Source organism: Pantoea sp. (assembly GCF_032114055.1).
Lineage (GTDB): Bacteria > Pseudomonadota > Gammaproteobacteria > Enterobacterales > Enterobacteriaceae > Pantoea.
On record NZ_DAMCTB010000005.1, the window covers coordinates 338,098 to 354,235 of the forward strand.

The following is a 16,138-nucleotide window of genomic DNA, read 5'->3' on the forward strand; positions in this document are numbered from 1 at the left end:
AACCTCAGGTTCCCGGTGTTTTACGGAAACCTCTGTAAGCGCGGTAATGACCACGTTTACAAAGGTTCCCTTACGGGCCACGCGCGCTGCGCAGAGTGCTCGTATCGCTGAACTCACTACGGCAAACCGCGAAAGCGGCAACAAATGAAACCTCAAAAAAGCATAGCAATGCTTAAGGGATCACAATGCAGAACAGCGCGATGAAGCCCTGGCTGGACTCTTCCTGGCTGGCCGGCGCGAATCAGTCTTACATAGAGCAGCTCTATGAGGATTTCCTGACCGATCCTGACTCTGTCGATGCAGTGTGGCGCTCGATGTTCCAACAGTTACCGGGCACCGGAATGAAACCTGAGCAGTTTCACTCCACCACACGTGAGTACTTCCGTCGCCTGGCGAAAGACGCATCTCGTTACACCTCATCTCTCTCCGATCCGGAAACCAACTCCAAGCAAGTGAAAGTGCTGCAGCTGATCAACGCGTTTCGTTTTCGCGGCCATCAGCATGCCAATCTTGATCCGCTCGGCCTGTGGAAACAGGACCGGGTCGCCGATCTTGATCCCGCTTTTCACGATCTGACTGAGGCCGATTTTCAGGAAAGCTTTAACGTCGGCTCTTTCGCCATCGGCAAAGAGACCATGAAGCTGGCCGATCTCTTTGAGGCGCTGACACAGACTTACTGCGGCTCAATCGGTGCGGAGTATATGCACATCAACAACACGGACGAGAAGCGCTGGATCCAGCAGCGTCTTGAATCCGTCGCGGGCCGTGCAGCGTTCAGCAACGAAGAGAAGAAAGGTTTCCTGAAAGAGCTGACCGCAGCAGAAGGGCTGGAAAAATATCTGGGTGCGAAATTCCCGGGCGCTAAACGCTTCTCGCTGGAAGGCGGTGATGCGCTGGTGCCAATGCTGCGCGAGATGATCCGTCACGCCGGTAAAAGTGGCACCCGCGAAGTGGTGCTGGGAATGGCGCACCGTGGCCGTCTCAACGTGCTGATCAACGTGCTGGGCAAAAAACCCCAGGATCTGTTCGATGAGTTCGCGGGCAAGCACAAAGAGCATCTCGGCACCGGTGACGTGAAGTACCACATGGGCTTCTCTTCAGACGTGGAAACCGAAGGCGGCCTGGTTCACCTGGCGCTGGCGTTTAACCCGTCGCACCTGGAGATCGTCAGCCCGGTAGTCATGGGCTCTGTTCGCGCCCGTCTGGATCGTCTGGATGAACCTGCCAGCAACAAAGTATTACCCATTACCATTCACGGTGATGCGGCCGTCATCGGCCAGGGCGTGGTGCAGGAAACCCTGAACATGTCTCAGGCGCGCGGTTATGAAGTGGGCGGCACCGTTCGCATCGTCATCAACAACCAGGTTGGCTTCACCACCTCCAACCCGAAAGATGCGCGTTCGACCCCTTACTGCACCGACATCGGCAAAATGGTGCTGGCCCCGATCTTCCACGTCAACGCCGACGATCCGGAAGCCGTCGCGTTTGTGACCCGTCTGGCGCTCGACTACCGCAACACCTTTAAGCGTGATGTGTTTATCGATCTGGTCTGCTATCGCCGTCATGGTCACAACGAGGCGGATGAGCCAAGTGCGACGCAGCCGCTGATGTACCAGAAAATCAAAAAACATCCGACGCCGCGTAAAATCTACGCCGACCGTCTGGAAGGCGAAGCCATCGCCACCCAGGAAGATGCGACCGAGATGGTCAATCTTTATCGTGACGCGCTGGATGCGGGCGAGTGTGTGGTGCCGGAGTGGCGTCCGATGAGCCTGCACTCCTTTACTTGGTCTCCTTACCTGAACCATGAGTGGGACGAGCCTTATCCAGCCCAGGTCGAAATGAAACGTCTGAAGGAGCTGGCGCTGCGTATCAGCCAGGTGCCTGAAGAGGTTGAAGTGCAGTCGCGCGTGGCCAAAATTTACAACGACCGTCGTCTGATGGCCGAAGGCGAAAAAGCCTTTGACTGGGGCGGCGCGGAAAACCTGGCCTACGCCACGCTGGTGGATGAAGGCATTCCGGTGCGCCTGTCGGGCGAAGACAGCGGTCGCGGCACCTTCTTCCACCGTCATGCGGTGATCCATAACCAGTCAAACGGTTCGACCTACACCCCTCTGCACCATGTGCACAGCGGCCAGGGGCAGTTCAAAGTCTGGGACTCCGTACTGTCTGAAGAAGCCGTACTGGCGTTCGAATATGGCTACGCCACCGCAGAGCCACGCATCCTGACCATCTGGGAAGCGCAGTTTGGTGACTTCGCCAATGGCGCTCAGGTTGTTATCGACCAGTTCATCAGCTCAGGCGAGCAGAAGTGGGGCCGGATGTGTGGCCTGGTGATGCTGCTGCCGCACGGCTATGAAGGACAGGGCCCGGAGCACTCCTCTGCGCGTCTGGAGCGTTACCTGCAACTCTGCGCTGAGCAGAACATGCAGGTTTGCGTGCCGTCCACGCCAGCACAGGTTTACCACATGCTGCGTCGTCAGGCGCTGCGCGGTATGCGTCGTCCACTGATCGTAATGTCACCGAAGTCGCTGTTGCGTCATCCGCTGGCGATCTCCACGCTGGATGAGCTGGCGAATGGCAGCTTCCAGCCCGCCATTGGTGAAATCGACGATCTGGATCCGCAGGGCGTTAAACGTGTCGTGCTCTGTTCCGGTAAAGTCTATTACGACCTGCTGGAGCAGCGCCGTAAAAACGAGCAGACCGATGTGGCTATCGTGCGCATCGAACAGCTTTATCCGTTCCCGCATCAGGCGGTGCAGGAAGCATTAAAAGCGTATTCTCACGTACAGGACTTTGTCTGGTGCCAGGAAGAGCCGCTGAATCAGGGCGCCTGGTATTGCAGTCAGCATCACTTCCGTGAAGTTGTGCCGTTTGGTGCCACTTTACGTTATGCAGGCCGCCCGGCCTCGGCTTCACCAGCCGTGGGTTACATGTCCGTACACCAACAACAGCAGCAAGACCTGGTTAATGACGCGCTGAACGTTAATTAATTAAAAGGAAAGATAATGAGTAGCGTAGATATTCTCGTTCCCGACCTGCCTGAATCGGTTGCCGATGCCTCAGTGGCAACCTGGCACAAAAAACCAGGCGATGCCGTCACTCGCGATGAAGTGCTGGTTGAAATCGAAACCGATAAAGTGGTGCTGGAAGTGCCAGCCGCTGCTGACGGTATCCTGGAAGCGGTGCTGGAAGAAGAGGGTGCCACCGTCACGTCCCGCCAGATCCTGGGTCGCCTGAAAGAGGGCAACAGTGCCGGCAAAGAGACCAGCGCAAAATCTGAAAGCAAAGAGTCGACTCCGGCTCAGCGTCAGACTGCGTCTCTGGAAGAAGAGAGCAACGATGCACTCAGCCCGGCGATTCGCCGCCTGATTGCCGAACACAACCTGGATGCGTCGCAGATTAAAGGCAGCGGTGTAGGCGGACGTCTGACCCGCGAAGATGTTGAAAAACATCTGGCGAACGCGCCGAAGGCCAGCACTGCCGCACCGTCAGCGGACACCGCGGCGGTACAGCAGCCAGTGGCGAATCGCAGTGAAAAACGCGTGCCGATGACCCGTCTGCGCAAGCGCGTGGCGGAGCGTCTGCTGGAAGCGAAAAACAGCACCGCAATGCTGACGACCTTCAACGAAATCAACATGAAGCCGATCATGGATCTGCGCAAGCAGTATGGTGAGGCGTTCGAGAAGCGTCACGGCGTGCGTCTGGGCTTTATGTCTTTCTACCTGAAAGCGGTCGTTGAAGCGCTGAAACGCTATCCGGAAGTGAATGCGTCTATCGATGGTGAAGATGTGGTTTACCACAACTACTTCGACGTCAGCATCGCTGTCTCCACGCCGCGTGGCCTGGTGACCCCGGTTCTGCGTGATGTGGATGCGCTGAGCATGGCGGACATCGAGAAGAAAATTAAAGAGCTGGCGGTGAAAGGCCGTGATGGCAAGCTGACCGTGGAAGATCTGACCGGCGGTAACTTCACCATCACCAACGGCGGCGTCTTTGGTTCTCTGATGTCCACCCCGATTATCAACCCACCGCAGAGCGCCATCCTGGGTATGCACGCTATCAAAGATCGCCCGATGGCGGTCAATGGTCAGGTTGTCGTGCTGCCAATGATGTACCTGGCACTCTCTTACGACCACCGTCTGATCGATGGCCGCGAATCAGTGGGTTATCTGGTTGCAGTGAAAGAGATGCTGGAAGATCCGGCGCGCCTGCTGCTGGATGTCTGATTTTCACCGGGCGCGCCTCGCGCGCCCAACCTTCATTACTCTTTTCAGACCTGAATGGATAGAACATCATGAACTTACACGAATACCAGGCGAAACAGCTGTTTGCACGGTATGGCATGCCGGCACCAACGGGTTACGCCTGTACTACACCACGTGAAGCGGAAGAAGCAGCCTCTAAAATTGGCGCAGGCCCGTGGGTAGTTAAATGTCAGGTTCATGCCGGTGGCCGCGGTAAAGCGGGCGGTGTGAAAGTGGTTAACAGCAAAGAAGAGATCCGTGCTTTTGCTGAAAACTGGCTGGGCAAACGCCTGGTGACCTACCAGACAGATGCAAGTGGTCAGCCGGTTAACCAGATTCTGGTTGAAGCGGCGACAGATATCGATCAGGAGCTCTACCTGGGCGCCGTGGTCGATCGCGCGACGCGTCGCGTCATTTTCATGGCCTCTACCGAAGGTGGCGTGGAAATCGAAAAAGTGGCGGAAGAAACCCCGCACCTGATTCACAAAATGGCACTGGATCCGCTGACGGGCCCGCAGCCTTATCAGGGCCGCGAGCTGGCCTTCAAACTGGGCCTGACCGGTAAGCTGGTAGGCCAGTTCACCAAGATCTTTATGGGTCTGGCGACCCTGTTCCTGGAGCGCGATCTGGCGATGGTTGAGATCAACCCGCTGGTTATCACCAAACAGGGCGATCTGATCTGCCTGGATGGCAAACTGGGAGCCGATGGCAATGCCCTGTTCCGCCAGCCAGAGCTGCGAGAAATGCGCGATCCAAGCCAGGAAGATCCACGTGAAGCCCATGCGACACAGTGGGAACTGAACTATGTTGCGCTGGAAGGCAACATCGGTTGTATGGTTAACGGCGCAGGCCTGGCGATGGGCACCATGGACATCGTTAAGCACCACGGCGGTCAGCCAGCCAACTTCCTGGATGTCGGCGGCGGCGCAACCAAAGAGCGCGTAACCGAAGCCTTCAAAATCATCCTGTCTGACGATGCGGTAAAAGCCGTCTTCGTTAACATCTTCGGCGGCATCGTACGCTGTGACCTGATTGCCGACGGCATCATCGGCGCCGTCGCTGAAGTGGGTGTGAACGTGCCGGTTGTGGTACGTCTGGAAGGTAACAACGCCGAGCTGGGCGCCCAGAAACTGGCGGACAGCGGTCTGAACATCATTGCAGCAACCAGCCTGACAGACGCCGCACAGCGTGTTGTTGCTGCCGCGGAGGGTAAATAATGTCCATTCTGATCGACAAAAACACCAAAGTCATCTGCCAGGGTTTCACTGGCGGCCAGGGGACGTTCCACTCTGAGCAGGCGCTGGCTTATGGTACGCAGCTGGTTGGCGGCGTAACCCCAGGTAAAGGCGGCACGACCCATCTCGGCCTGCCGGTGTTCAACACCGTGCGCGAAGCGGTAGAAGCGACCGGTGCCACAGCCACCGTGATCTACGTTCCAGCGCCTTTCTGCAAAGATGGCATCCTGGAAGCGATTGAAGCGGGCATCAAACTGATCATCACCATCACCGAAGGTATCCCGACGCTGGATATGCTGACCGTGAAAATGAAGCTGGATGAAGCGGGTGTGCGGATGATCGGGCCAAACTGCCCGGGCGTTATCACTCCTGGCGAATGTAAAATCGGCATCATGCCTGGCCACATTCACCAGCCGGGCCGCGTGGGTATCGTCTCCCGTTCCGGTACGCTGACGTATGAAGCAGTTAAGCAAACCACGGATATCGGTTACGGCCAGTCGACCTGTGTCGGCATCGGCGGCGACCCAATCCCGGGCTCTAACTTCATCGACATCCTGAAAATGTTCCAGGACGATCCGCAGACGGAAGCGATCGTCATGATCGGTGAGATCGGCGGCAGCGCCGAAGAAGAAGCCGCAGCCTTCATCAAAGAGCACGTGACGAAGCCAGTCGTCGGCTACATCGCGGGTGTGACCGCGCCGAAAGGCAAGCGTATGGGTCATGCCGGTGCGATCATCGCCGGGGGTAAAGGCACCGCAGATGAGAAGTTTGCTGCGCTGGAAGCCGCAGGCGTGAAAACCGTTCGCAGCCTGGCGGACATCGGTGACGCGGTGAAAGCTGTTTTACCTGCTCGCTAAGTCTGATCGACGGAAGTTAAGAAGCCACCTTCGGGTGGCTTTTTTTATGGGCCAAAGGCACAGATCTGCCATCGGCAGAGAGAAGCGGGGGTGTCATAAGAGCATTGTGTCATCCATTACGTTAACGGATAGTGGCGATAGTAAGCTATTTGCTTATTTCAGATTTAAATAATGACATCTTATTAACAAGAAACTGACCTGGCTCGATCTGGAAACTTATTGCGTTAATCCAGATCAATTAATCGCGATTTATATCCAACTATATTGCTGGCAAAGCGCAGCGTTAAAGGCGTAAATTGCGCTGCATCAATCCAGCCTTTTACACAGATTTTCAAACGTCTGCTCAGCCCGGGATGACACCCGCTTTTCTCCTGTTTAAGCACGCGTTCATGAAAGCGCGGATTGACAATTCTCAGAGCTGCCTTATTCACGACTCGCCTGGTCAGGCAGCTCATGGCCCTGTTCTGCGGGTAATAAAAAACTGGAATTATTAAACAGTCGTTCCTGACTCTGATTACGTCCAATTTATCGTGTGCGTGACGGAGACAAAGCGAGGAGCAAGGAGTCTTTATGTTAGATATCGTCGAGCTGTCGCGGTTACAGTTTGCCTTAACGGCGATGTACCATTTTCTGTTCGTCCCTTTAACGCTCGGCATGGCGTTTTTACTGGCGATTATGGAAACGGTTTATGTCCTGAGCGGCAAACAGATTTATAAAGATATGACCAAATTCTGGGGCAAGTTATTCGGGATTAACTTTGCGCTGGGTGTGGCTACCGGCCTGACCATGGAATTTCAGTTCGGGACAAACTGGTCATATTACTCTCACTATGTCGGCGATATCTTTGGCGCGCCGCTCGCTATCGAAGGGCTGATGGCGTTCTTTCTGGAATCCACCTTTGTCGGCCTGTTCTTCTTTGGCTGGGATCGACTGGGTAAAGTGCAGCATCTGGCGGTCACCTGGCTGGTCGCGCTGGGTTCAAACATGTCTGCCCTGTGGATTCTGGTCGCCAACGGCTGGATGCAGAACCCCATCGCCTCTGAATTCAATTTCGAAACCATGCGTATGGAGATGGTGAGCTTCTCCCAGCTGGTACTGAATCCGGTGGCGCAGGTGAAATTCGTCCACACCGTGGCGGCAGGTTACACCACCGGGGCGATGTTCATTCTCGGCATCAGCGCCTGGTACATGCTGAAAGGCCGCGACCTTGCGTTTGCAAAACGCTCTTTCGCTATCGCGGCCAGTTTCGGGATGGCGGCAGTGCTCTCCGTGATTCTGCTGGGTGACGAATCAGGCTATGAAATGGGGGATGTGCAGAAAACCAAGCTGGCCGCGATTGAAGCGGAGTGGGATACCCAGCCAGCACCTGCCTCTTTTACCCTCTTTGGCCTGCCCGATCAGGCGACGCAGGAGAATCGCTATGCCGTGCAGATCCCCTGGCTGCTGGGCCTGATCGCCACCCGTTCCGTCGACAAGCCGGTCACTGGCCTGAAAGATCTGATGGCACAGCATGAACTCCGCATCCGCAACGGTATGAAAGCGTACGCCCTGCTGAATGCACTGCGCAGTGGCAGCCAGGATCCGGCGGTGCGTGACGCCTTTAACCAGCATAAACAGGATCTCGGCTACGGCCTGCTCCTGAAACGCTATACCGACAATGTGGCAGATGCGACAGAAGCGCAGATCAAGCAGGCGACGCAGGACTCTATTCCGCGCGTGGCGCCGCTCTACTTCGCGTTCCGCATCATGGTGCTGTGTGGCGTACTGCTGCTGGGCATTATCACCCTCGCATTCTGGAGCGTGATACGTAATCGCGTAGGCAAAAACCGCCTGTTGCTGAAAGCAGCACTGTTCGGGATCCCGCTTCCCTGGATTGCCGTCGAGTCGGGCTGGTTCGTGGCGGAATATGGCCGTCAGCCCTGGGCTATCGGTGAGATTCTGCCGACCGCAGTGGCCAACTCCTCTCTGACTACCGGCGATCTGCTGTTCTCGATGATCCTGATTTGCGGACTCTACACGCTGTTCCTGGTGGCTGAAATGTACCTGATGTTTAAATTTGCCCGTCTGGGGCCAAGCAGCCTGAAAACGGGGCGTTATCATCATGAGCAGATCACGGCAACCCCTCAGCCGGTGCAGGGATAAGGAGAACGACCATGTTTGATTATGAAGTTCTGCGCTTTGTCTGGTGGCTGTTGATTGGCGTGCTGCTAATCGGTTTTGCCATCGCCGATGGTTTTGATATGGGCGTCGGAATGCTGACACGCATTCTGGGTCGGACCGACACCGAACGTCGCATCATGATTAACAGCATTGCCCCTCACTGGGACGGTAATCAGGTCTGGCTGATCACCGCGGGTGGGGCACTGTTTGCGGCCTGGCCGATGGTTTACGCTGCGGCTTTTTCCGGCTTCTACATGGCGATGATTCTGGTGCTGGCATCGCTGTTCTTCCGCCCGGTCGGCTTCGATTATCGTTCAAAGATCGAAGATACCCGCTGGCGCGGTGCCTGGGACTGGGGCATTTTCATTGGCAGCTTCGTGCCGCCACTGGTGATCGGCGTGGCGTTTGGTAACCTGCTGCAGGGGGTACCGTTCCATGCCGATGAGTATCTGCGCCTGTTCTACACCGGTAACTTCTTCCAGCTGCTTAATCCGTTTGGACTGCTGGCGGGGGTGGTCAGCGTGGCGATGATTCTGGCGCAGGGGGCAACTTATTTGCAGATGCGCACCACGGGTGAGCTCCATCTGCGCTCACGCACCGCTGCGCAGCTTGCCGCGCTGGTGATGATGGTCTGCTTTATCCTGGCGGGCGTCTGGGTCAACTACGGCATTCCGGGCTATGTCGTCACCAGCACGATGGATCACTTCGCAGTCTCTAACCCGCTGGGTAAAACCGTCGTGCGTGAAGCAGGAGCCTGGATGGGCAACTTCCGCCAGCATCCGGTGCTGTGGCTGTTCCCGCTGCTGGGCGTGGTGCTGCCGCTGCTCACCATCCTCTGCTCCCGGATAGAGAAGGGCGCCTGGGCGTTCCTGTTCTCCTCGCTGACGCTGGCCTGCGTCATCATGACCGCCGGCATTGCGATGTTTCCGTTCATCATGCCTTCCAGCACCGTGCCGGGCGTGAGTCTGACTATGTGGGACGCGACCTCCAGCCTGCTGACGCTGCAGACCATGACCGTGGCAGCCGTGATCTTCGTGCCGATCATTCTGGCTTATACCACCTGGTGCTACTGGAAGATGTTTGGCCGTATCACCAAAGAGCACATTGAAAGCAACAGTCACTCACTCTATTAATTAAGGAGACGTCGCATGTGGTATTTTGCCTGGATTCTCGGCACCCTGCTGGCCTGCGCTTTTGGTATCGTGACCGCGCTGGCGATTGAGCAGGCTGACGCGCAGGATGAGCAGCGCTGATGCGAGAGCCCATCCGGATGCTCTGTGATCTGATGGACAGGGCCCCGCTGCGGGCCCTTTCACTGCTGCTGGCGCTGGTCACAGCCGGGGCGGTGATGTGGGACCCGACGCATATTGGCAGTCAGGCTGGCTCGTTACCGGCGCTGCAGGGGCTGGTGCTGATCTGGGCGGTCTGCACCGGCGTGATCCACGGCGTGGGTTTCCGGCCACAAAAGAGCCGATGGCAGGCGCTCTTCACGCCGTTACCCGCCATGCTGGTATTATGCCTGGCGCTTTACCATTTTTACCTCTGAATCCCTCTCTTACCGGCGCTGACAGTGAATTTTTGTCAGCGTCTGGTCAATAAATCTTCCTGAAATCGTTCCGTTTGTTACGGAGCGATAATTATTTTCGTCTGGCTCTGGCGACCCATTCCCAACCCCAATTCTCTTGCGTATAGTAGCAACGTTTAAAACGAGGCCGGGATGTAGAGTGAGTACAACGCTGTTTCGCTGGCCGGTTCGGGTCTATTACGAAGATACTGATGCCGGTGGTGTGGTTTATCACGCCAGCTATATCGCTTTTTATGAACGAGCACGTACCGAAATGTTGCGCCAGCACCATTTCAGTCAGCAGACGCTATTAGAGCAGCAGGTCGCTTTTGTGGTGCGGCGTATGACGGTGGACTACCTGGCGGCGGCGCGTCTTGATGACCTTCTGGAAATCCAGAGCGAAGTGACATCAATGACCCGCGCTACCATGACGTTCACGCAACGTATCGTGAATACTGAAGGCAAAGTGCTCAATGAGGCAGAAGTCCTGATTGCCTGCATCAACCCACATCTGATGAAGCCGATTGCGCTTCCCAAGTCTATTGTCGCGGAGTTCAAGCAGTGACTGACATGAACATTCTTGATTTGTTCCTGAAGGCGAGCCTTCTGGTCAAACTTATCATGTTGATTTTGATCGGCTTTTCTATTGCCTCCTGGGCCATCATTATTCAGCGCACACGTATTCTGAATGCGGCGGGCAGAGAAGCGGAGGCGTTTGAAGACAAGTTCTGGTCCGGCATCGAGCTTTCCCGTCTTTATCATGAAAGCCAGGAACGTCGTGACGAGCTGGCGGGTTCGGAGCAGATCTTCTACTCCGGCTTCAAAGAGTTTGCCCGTCTGCATCGCGCTAACAACCATGCACCGGAAGCGGTTATCGAAGGCGCCAGCCGTGCGATGCGCATCTCCATGAACCGCGAGCTGGAAGCGCTGGAAAACCATATTCCCTTTCTCGGCACCGTGGGCTCCATCAGCCCTTATATCGGACTGTTCGGTACGGTCTGGGGGATCATGCACGCCTTTATCGCGCTGGGCGCGGTGAAGCAGGCGACGCTGCAGATGGTGGCACCGGGTATCGCCGAAGCGCTGATTGCGACCGCAATCGGCCTGTTTGCCGCGATTCCGGCGGTCATGGCGTACAACCGTCTGAACCAGCGCGTGAATAAACTGGAGCAGGGCTACGACAACTTCATGGAAGAGTTCACTGCCATCCTGCATCGCCAGGCTTTCTCCAGCGATAGCGCTAAGTAAATAGAGGTTAATGATGGCCAGAGTACGTGGTCGCAAAAGCCGCGACCTGAAGTCGGAAATCAACATCGTTCCGCTCCTGGACGTCCTGTTGGTGCTGCTGCTGATCTTCATGGCAACGGCGCCCATTATTACCCAGAGCGTGGAAGTGGATCTGCCCGATGCCACCGACTCGAAAACCGTTTCCAGCGATGATAATCCGCCGGTCATTGTTGAAGTCGCGGGCGTAGGGCAATACAGCCTGGTCGTGGATCACGACCGCATGGATCAACTGCCGCCAGAGCAGGTGATCAGCGAAGCGCAGCGTCGGCTGGAAGCGAATCCTAAGACGGTCTTTTTAATCGGGGGCGCGAAAGAGGTGCCTTACGATGAAATTATTAAAGCGCTGAACCTGCTGCACCAGGCGGGTGTTAAATCTGTCGGTTTGATGACGCAGCCGATTTAAAATCGAACCGTTTTTTGGGAACCGAGTGTGTCGAAGGCAACCGAGCAAAACGAGAAGTTAAAGCGCGCGATAATCATTTCGGTGATTCTGCATATCGTGCTGATCGCGCTGCTGATATGGAGCTCGTTTAATGAGCACATTGACCCCAGCAGTGCGGGGGGCGGCGGCGGTGATATTGATGCGGTTATGGTCGATCCCGGTGCCGTTGTCAGTCAATACAATCGTCAGCAGAACCAGCAGAGCGACAGTCAGCGTGCTGAGCAGCAGCGTAAAAAGCAGGCGCAGCAGCAGGCTGAAGAGCTGCAGCAGAAACAGGCGGCTGAGCAGCAGCGTCTGAAAGCGCTGGAAAAAGAGCGCTTAGCGGCGCAGGAAACGGCGAAAGAAGAGGCGAAGCAGCAGGCGGCCCAGCAGAAAGCGGCAGAAGAGGCGGCGAAGCAGGCGCAGGCGCAGCAGAAAACGGCTGAAGCCGCAGCGGCCAAAGCCAAAGCCGAGGCAAAAGCGCAGGCAGATGCCCAGGCCAAAGCCGCTGCCGAAGAGGCGAAGCAGGCGGCAGCCGAGGCAAAAAAGCAGGCTGATCAGCAGGCCAAAGCCGCCGCAGCGGCGGCGGCTAAAGAGAAAGCCGTCGCCGAAGCGAAAGCCAAATCGGAAGCGGATGCGAAAGCGGCCACCGAAGCCAAAGCGAAAGCCGCTGCCGAAGCCAAAGCGAAAGCGGCGGAAGAGGCCAAAGAGAAAGCCGCCGAAGCCAAAGCGAAAGCGGCGGAAGAGGCGAAAGAAAAAGCCGCTGAGGCAGCCAAAGAGAAAGCCGCAGAGGCGGCTAAAGCCAAAGCTGAAGCAGCGAAAGAGGCGGCTAAAGAGAAGGCAGAAGCCGCAGCCAAAGCGAAAGCAGAGGCCGCAGCCAAAGCGAAAGCGGATGCGGCAGCGAAAGCCAAAGCCGATGCCGCGGCGAAAGCTAAGGCCGATGCCAAAGCGAAAGCGGCCGCCGATGCGGCCAATGACAGCGACGTCGATGATTTACTGGGCGGCCTGACGTCCGGTAAAAATGCACCGAAAAGCGGTGCCTCCGGTGGCGCCGCAGGGCAGGGAAACCAGAAGAAAGCCGGTGCGACAGGCGCGGAGATCAACTCCTACATGGGACAGGTGGTCAGTGCGATTCAGAGCCGGTTCTATGATGCGGATCTCTATCGCGGAAAAACCTGTGATTTGCGGATTAAACTTGCGCCGGATGGCTTGTTGATTGATGTTAAGTCAGAAGGCGGAGACCCTGCGCTCTGTCAGGCCGCGATTACCGCCGCCCGACAGGCACGAATTCCGAAGCCGCCTTCGCAGGCGGTCTACGAAGTGTTTAAGAACGCACCGATGCGTTTTAAACCGCAATAATGCAGTAACGGGCGGCAAGTTGATCTATGGTTAGCTTGCCGTACTAAGTCTTACTCGTGGTTTCCAGGAACAGTGCCAATTATCGTGGACTAAGGTTCAGATAAGGGAGATAAAATGAAGCAAGCTCTTCGCGTTACGTTAGGCTTTTTTATCCTGCTGTGGGCAGCCGTGCTGCATGCAGAGGTCCGGATTGAAATCACCCAGGGTGTGAATACCGCACGTCCGATTGGCGTGGTGCCGTTTAAATGGGCTGGCTCGGGTGCCGCACCGGAAGATGTGGGCGGCATCGTGGCCGCTGACCTGCGCAACAGTGGCAAATTTAATCCGCTTGATCGTTCACGTCTGCCACAGCAGCCAACCAGTGCACAGGAAGTTCAGCCTGCCGCATGGAGCGCACTGGGCATCGATGCGGTCGTGGTAGGCCAGGTTGCGCCTAATCCGGATGGCAGTTATCAGGTCTCTTACCAGCTGGTGGATACCGGCGGTGCGCCGGGTACTGTACTGGCTCAGAACTCCTACAAAGTGACCAAACAGTGGCTGCGTTATGCTGCGCATACTGCCAGCGATGAAACTTTCCAGAAACTGACCGGTATCAAGGGCGCTTTCCGCACCCGTATCGCCTACGTCGTACAGACTAACGGCGGCCAGTTCCCGTATGAGCTGCGCGTTGCCGATTATGACGGTTACAACCAGTTTGTTGTGCACCGTTCACCGCAGCCGCTGATGTCACCCGCCTGGTCTCCGGACGGCAGCAAAGTCGCCTATGTGACCTTTGAAAGTGGCAAGTCTGCGCTGGTGGTTCAGACCCTCTCTAACGGTGCAATCCGTCAGGTGGCGTCCTATCCACGTCACAACGGTGCGCCAGCGTTCTCACCGGACGGTTCTAAGCTGGCGTTCGCGCTCTCTAAAACCGGCAGCCTGAACCTCTATGTGATGGATCTCGCCTCCGGGCAGACGCGTCAGGTGACCGATGGTCGCTATAACAGCACTGAACCGACCTGGTTCCCGGATAGTCAGACACTGGCTTATACTTCCGATCAGGCCGGTGCACCTCAGATCTACAAAATTGGCGTTAATGGCGGCACACCACAGCGTATTACCTGGGAAGGGGGTCAGAACCAGGACGCAGATGTCGCTACAGACGGTAAATCAATGGTGATGATCAGCACCAGCGGTGGTGCGCAACACGTCGCCAAACAGGATCTGGAAACGGGAGCCGTTCAAACGTTAACGGACACGTTCCTGGATGAAACGCCGAGCCTGGCACCAAACGGCACAATGGTAATCTACAGCTCTACTCAGGGTATGGGTTCCGTGCTGCATCTGGTTTCAACCGACGGCCGTTTCAAAGCGCGTCTTCCGGCAACTGATGGACAGGTAAAATTTCCTGCCTGGTCGCCGTATCTGTAATGTCTGATACGTCAGACATCGCAAACAATAAACAATAATGGGATTTTTGAAATGCAACTGAACAAAGTGCTGAAGGGTTTGATGCTGGCTCTGCCGGTTCTGGCAGTAGCAGCTTGTAGCTCACACAAAAACAACAACAATGACCAGACTGGCATGGGCGCTGATGGCGCTTACGGTGCAAACTCTGGCATGAACGGCAACGGCGGCAACATGTCTTCTGACGAGCAGGCTCGTCTGCAGATGCAGCAGCTGCAGCAGAACAACATCGTGTACTTCGGCCTGGACAAATATGACGTTCAGTCTGATTACGCACAGATGCTGGATCAGCACGCAAGCTTCCTGCGCAGCAACCCATCTTACAAAGTGACCATCGAAGGTCACGCGGATGAGCGCGGTACGCCGGAATACAACATCGCCCTGGGCGAACGTCGTGCTAACGCTGTGAAAATGTACCTGCAGGGTAAAGGCGTGTCGGCTGATCAGATGTCTATCGTTTCTTACGGTAAAGAGAAGCCAGCCGTTCTGGGTCATGACGAAGCAGCGTACTCTAAAAACCGTCGTGCTGTACTGGTCTACTAAGAGAATCACATGGTTAGTAACTTCAGACGTCATCTCCTGAGTCTGTCGTTACTGATTGGCGTAGCGGCCCCCTGGGCCGCTAATGCCCAAGCGTCAATCAGTAGCGTTGGCTCCGGCTCGGTCGAAGACCGTGTCACCACTCTTGAACGAATCTCCAATGCCCAGGCACAGCTGATGCAACAACTGCAGCAGCAGATGAGCGATAACCAGCGTGATATCGACGCGCTGCGTGGGCAAATCCAGCAAAATACGTATCAGCTGAATCAGGTGGTCGAGCGGCAGAAGCAGCTTTATCAGCAGATCGACAGCCTGAGCAGCGCCAGCAGTGGCGGCGGTCAGCAGGCGGCCGGCAGTGATGCCGCAGCAGATACCGGCGCTGCAGCGACCACAGGCGCGGCCGCATCCACGCAGAGTGCGCCAGCACAAACGGGTGATGCTAACAGCGACTACAACGCGGCTGTGGCGCTGATTCTGGAGAAGAAACAGTATGACCAGGCGATCAGTGCGCTTCAGGCGTGGGTAAAACGTTATCCGGATTCGACTTATCAGCCGAATGCGAATTACTGGCTCGGTCAGCTGAACTACAACAAAGGCAAAAAGGACGACGCGGCTTACTATTACGCCACGGTAGTGAAGAACTATCCGAAGTCGCCGAAAGCCGCAGAAGCGCTGTTTAAAGTGGGCGTCATCATGCAGGAGAAAAAAGACACGGCGAAAGCCAAAGCGGTCTTCCAGCAGGTGATTAAACTTTATCCGGATACTGATTCTGCGAAACAGGCTCAGAAACGTCTGGCAAGCCTGTAATTTGACCGGTTATGACCAGATATCGTGTGATTTCTGGTCTTGCCGTATGAAAGGTAGGCAGTTGGCACTTCTGGCAGAAATAAGAGTTGCGCTACCTCGTTAAATCAGTAATATATGCCGCCGTTGCCGGGACACATTGCAGATGTGTCTGGTAAGCCTGAAGATGGGTCGTTAGCTCAGTTGGTAGAGCAGTTGACTTTTAATCAATTGGTCGC

Annotated in this window: 15 protein-coding genes; all 15 read left to right on the top strand. The window is 56.0% G+C overall.

Translation table 11 applies throughout. The features are described 5' to 3' along the window. Window positions 1-185: 185 nt before the first annotated feature. Window positions 186-2,993, top strand: coding sequence for a 2-oxoglutarate dehydrogenase E1 component (sucA, locus tag RT657_RS11585; protein WP_313654629.1), 2,808 nt, complete (start codon window positions 186-188; stop codon window positions 2,991-2,993). Between the two features lie 15 nt (window positions 2,994-3,008). After that, on the top strand, window positions 3,009-4,229 hold the full coding sequence (gene odhB, locus RT657_RS11590; RefSeq protein WP_313654630.1) for a 2-oxoglutarate dehydrogenase complex dihydrolipoyllysine-residue succinyltransferase: 1,221 nt from the start codon (window positions 3,009-3,011) through the stop codon (window positions 4,227-4,229). A 68-nt stretch (window positions 4,230-4,297) separates the two neighbouring features. Further along, window positions 4,298-5,464, top strand: coding sequence for an ADP-forming succinate--CoA ligase subunit beta (gene sucC / locus RT657_RS11595; protein WP_313654631.1), 1,167 nt, complete (start codon window positions 4,298-4,300; stop codon window positions 5,462-5,464). Then, window positions 5,464-6,339 carry a succinate--CoA ligase subunit alpha gene (gene sucD, locus RT657_RS11600; RefSeq protein WP_111141778.1) on the top strand — a complete coding sequence of 292 codons (876 nt, stop codon included), beginning with the start codon at window positions 5,464-5,466 and terminating at the stop codon, window positions 6,337-6,339. The genes sucC and sucD overlap by 1 nt, the downstream gene beginning before the upstream one ends. Before the next feature lie 570 nt (window positions 6,340-6,909). Then, entirely contained in the window at window positions 6,910-8,481 is a 1,572-nt protein-coding gene (gene cydA, locus RT657_RS11605; RefSeq protein WP_313654632.1) for a cytochrome ubiquinol oxidase subunit I, read from the top strand. Between the two features lie 11 nt (window positions 8,482-8,492). Continuing rightward, window positions 8,493-9,632, top strand: coding sequence for a cytochrome d ubiquinol oxidase subunit II (gene cydB / locus RT657_RS11610; RefSeq protein ID WP_313654633.1), 1,140 nt, complete (start codon window positions 8,493-8,495; stop codon window positions 9,630-9,632). Between the two features lie 15 nt (window positions 9,633-9,647). Next, complete coding sequence (cydX, locus tag RT657_RS11615; RefSeq protein ID WP_313654634.1) at window positions 9,648-9,752, top strand: cytochrome bd-I oxidase subunit CydX; 105 nt, start codon at window positions 9,648-9,650, stop codon at window positions 9,750-9,752. Then, window positions 9,752-10,045, top strand: coding sequence for a cyd operon protein YbgE (ybgE, locus tag RT657_RS11620; protein ID WP_313654635.1), 294 nt, complete (start codon window positions 9,752-9,754; stop codon window positions 10,043-10,045). The genes cydX and ybgE overlap by 1 nt, the downstream gene beginning before the upstream one ends. Before the next feature lie 178 nt (window positions 10,046-10,223). Then, a complete protein-coding gene (ybgC, locus tag RT657_RS11625; protein WP_313654636.1) occupies window positions 10,224-10,628 on the top strand; it encodes a tol-pal system-associated acyl-CoA thioesterase in 405 nt (134 codons plus the stop codon). Continuing rightward, entirely contained in the window at window positions 10,625-11,311 is a 687-nt protein-coding gene (tolQ, locus tag RT657_RS11630) for a Tol-Pal system protein TolQ (RefSeq protein ID WP_128085646.1), read from the top strand. The genes ybgC and tolQ overlap by 4 nt, the downstream gene beginning before the upstream one ends. Window positions 11,312-11,324: 13 nt before the next feature. Then, window positions 11,325-11,753 carry a colicin uptake protein TolR gene (tolR, locus tag RT657_RS11635; RefSeq protein ID WP_013357153.1) on the top strand — a complete coding sequence of 143 codons (429 nt, stop codon included), beginning with the start codon at window positions 11,325-11,327 and terminating at the stop codon, window positions 11,751-11,753. A gap of 27 nt (window positions 11,754-11,780) precedes the next feature. Continuing rightward, window positions 11,781-13,130, top strand: coding sequence for a cell envelope integrity protein TolA (tolA, locus tag RT657_RS11640; protein ID WP_313654637.1), 1,350 nt, complete (start codon window positions 11,781-11,783; stop codon window positions 13,128-13,130). Between the two features lie 114 nt (window positions 13,131-13,244). Continuing rightward, window positions 13,245-14,540, top strand: a complete 1,296-nt coding sequence (tolB, locus tag RT657_RS11645) for a Tol-Pal system beta propeller repeat protein TolB (protein WP_313654638.1) — start codon at window positions 13,245-13,247, stop codon at window positions 14,538-14,540. A gap of 51 nt (window positions 14,541-14,591) precedes the next feature. Continuing rightward, window positions 14,592-15,119 (top strand): peptidoglycan-associated lipoprotein Pal, encoded by a 528-nt coding sequence (gene pal, locus RT657_RS11650; protein WP_111141611.1) that lies wholly within the window; start codon window positions 14,592-14,594, stop codon window positions 15,117-15,119. Window positions 15,120-15,128: 9 nt separating this feature from the next. Further along, window positions 15,129-15,923: a cell division protein CpoB gene (cpoB, locus tag RT657_RS11655; protein WP_313654639.1), complete on the top strand. Its 795-nt coding sequence runs from the start codon at window positions 15,129-15,131 to the stop codon at window positions 15,921-15,923. The last annotated feature ends 215 nt before the right edge of the window (window positions 15,924-16,138 follow it).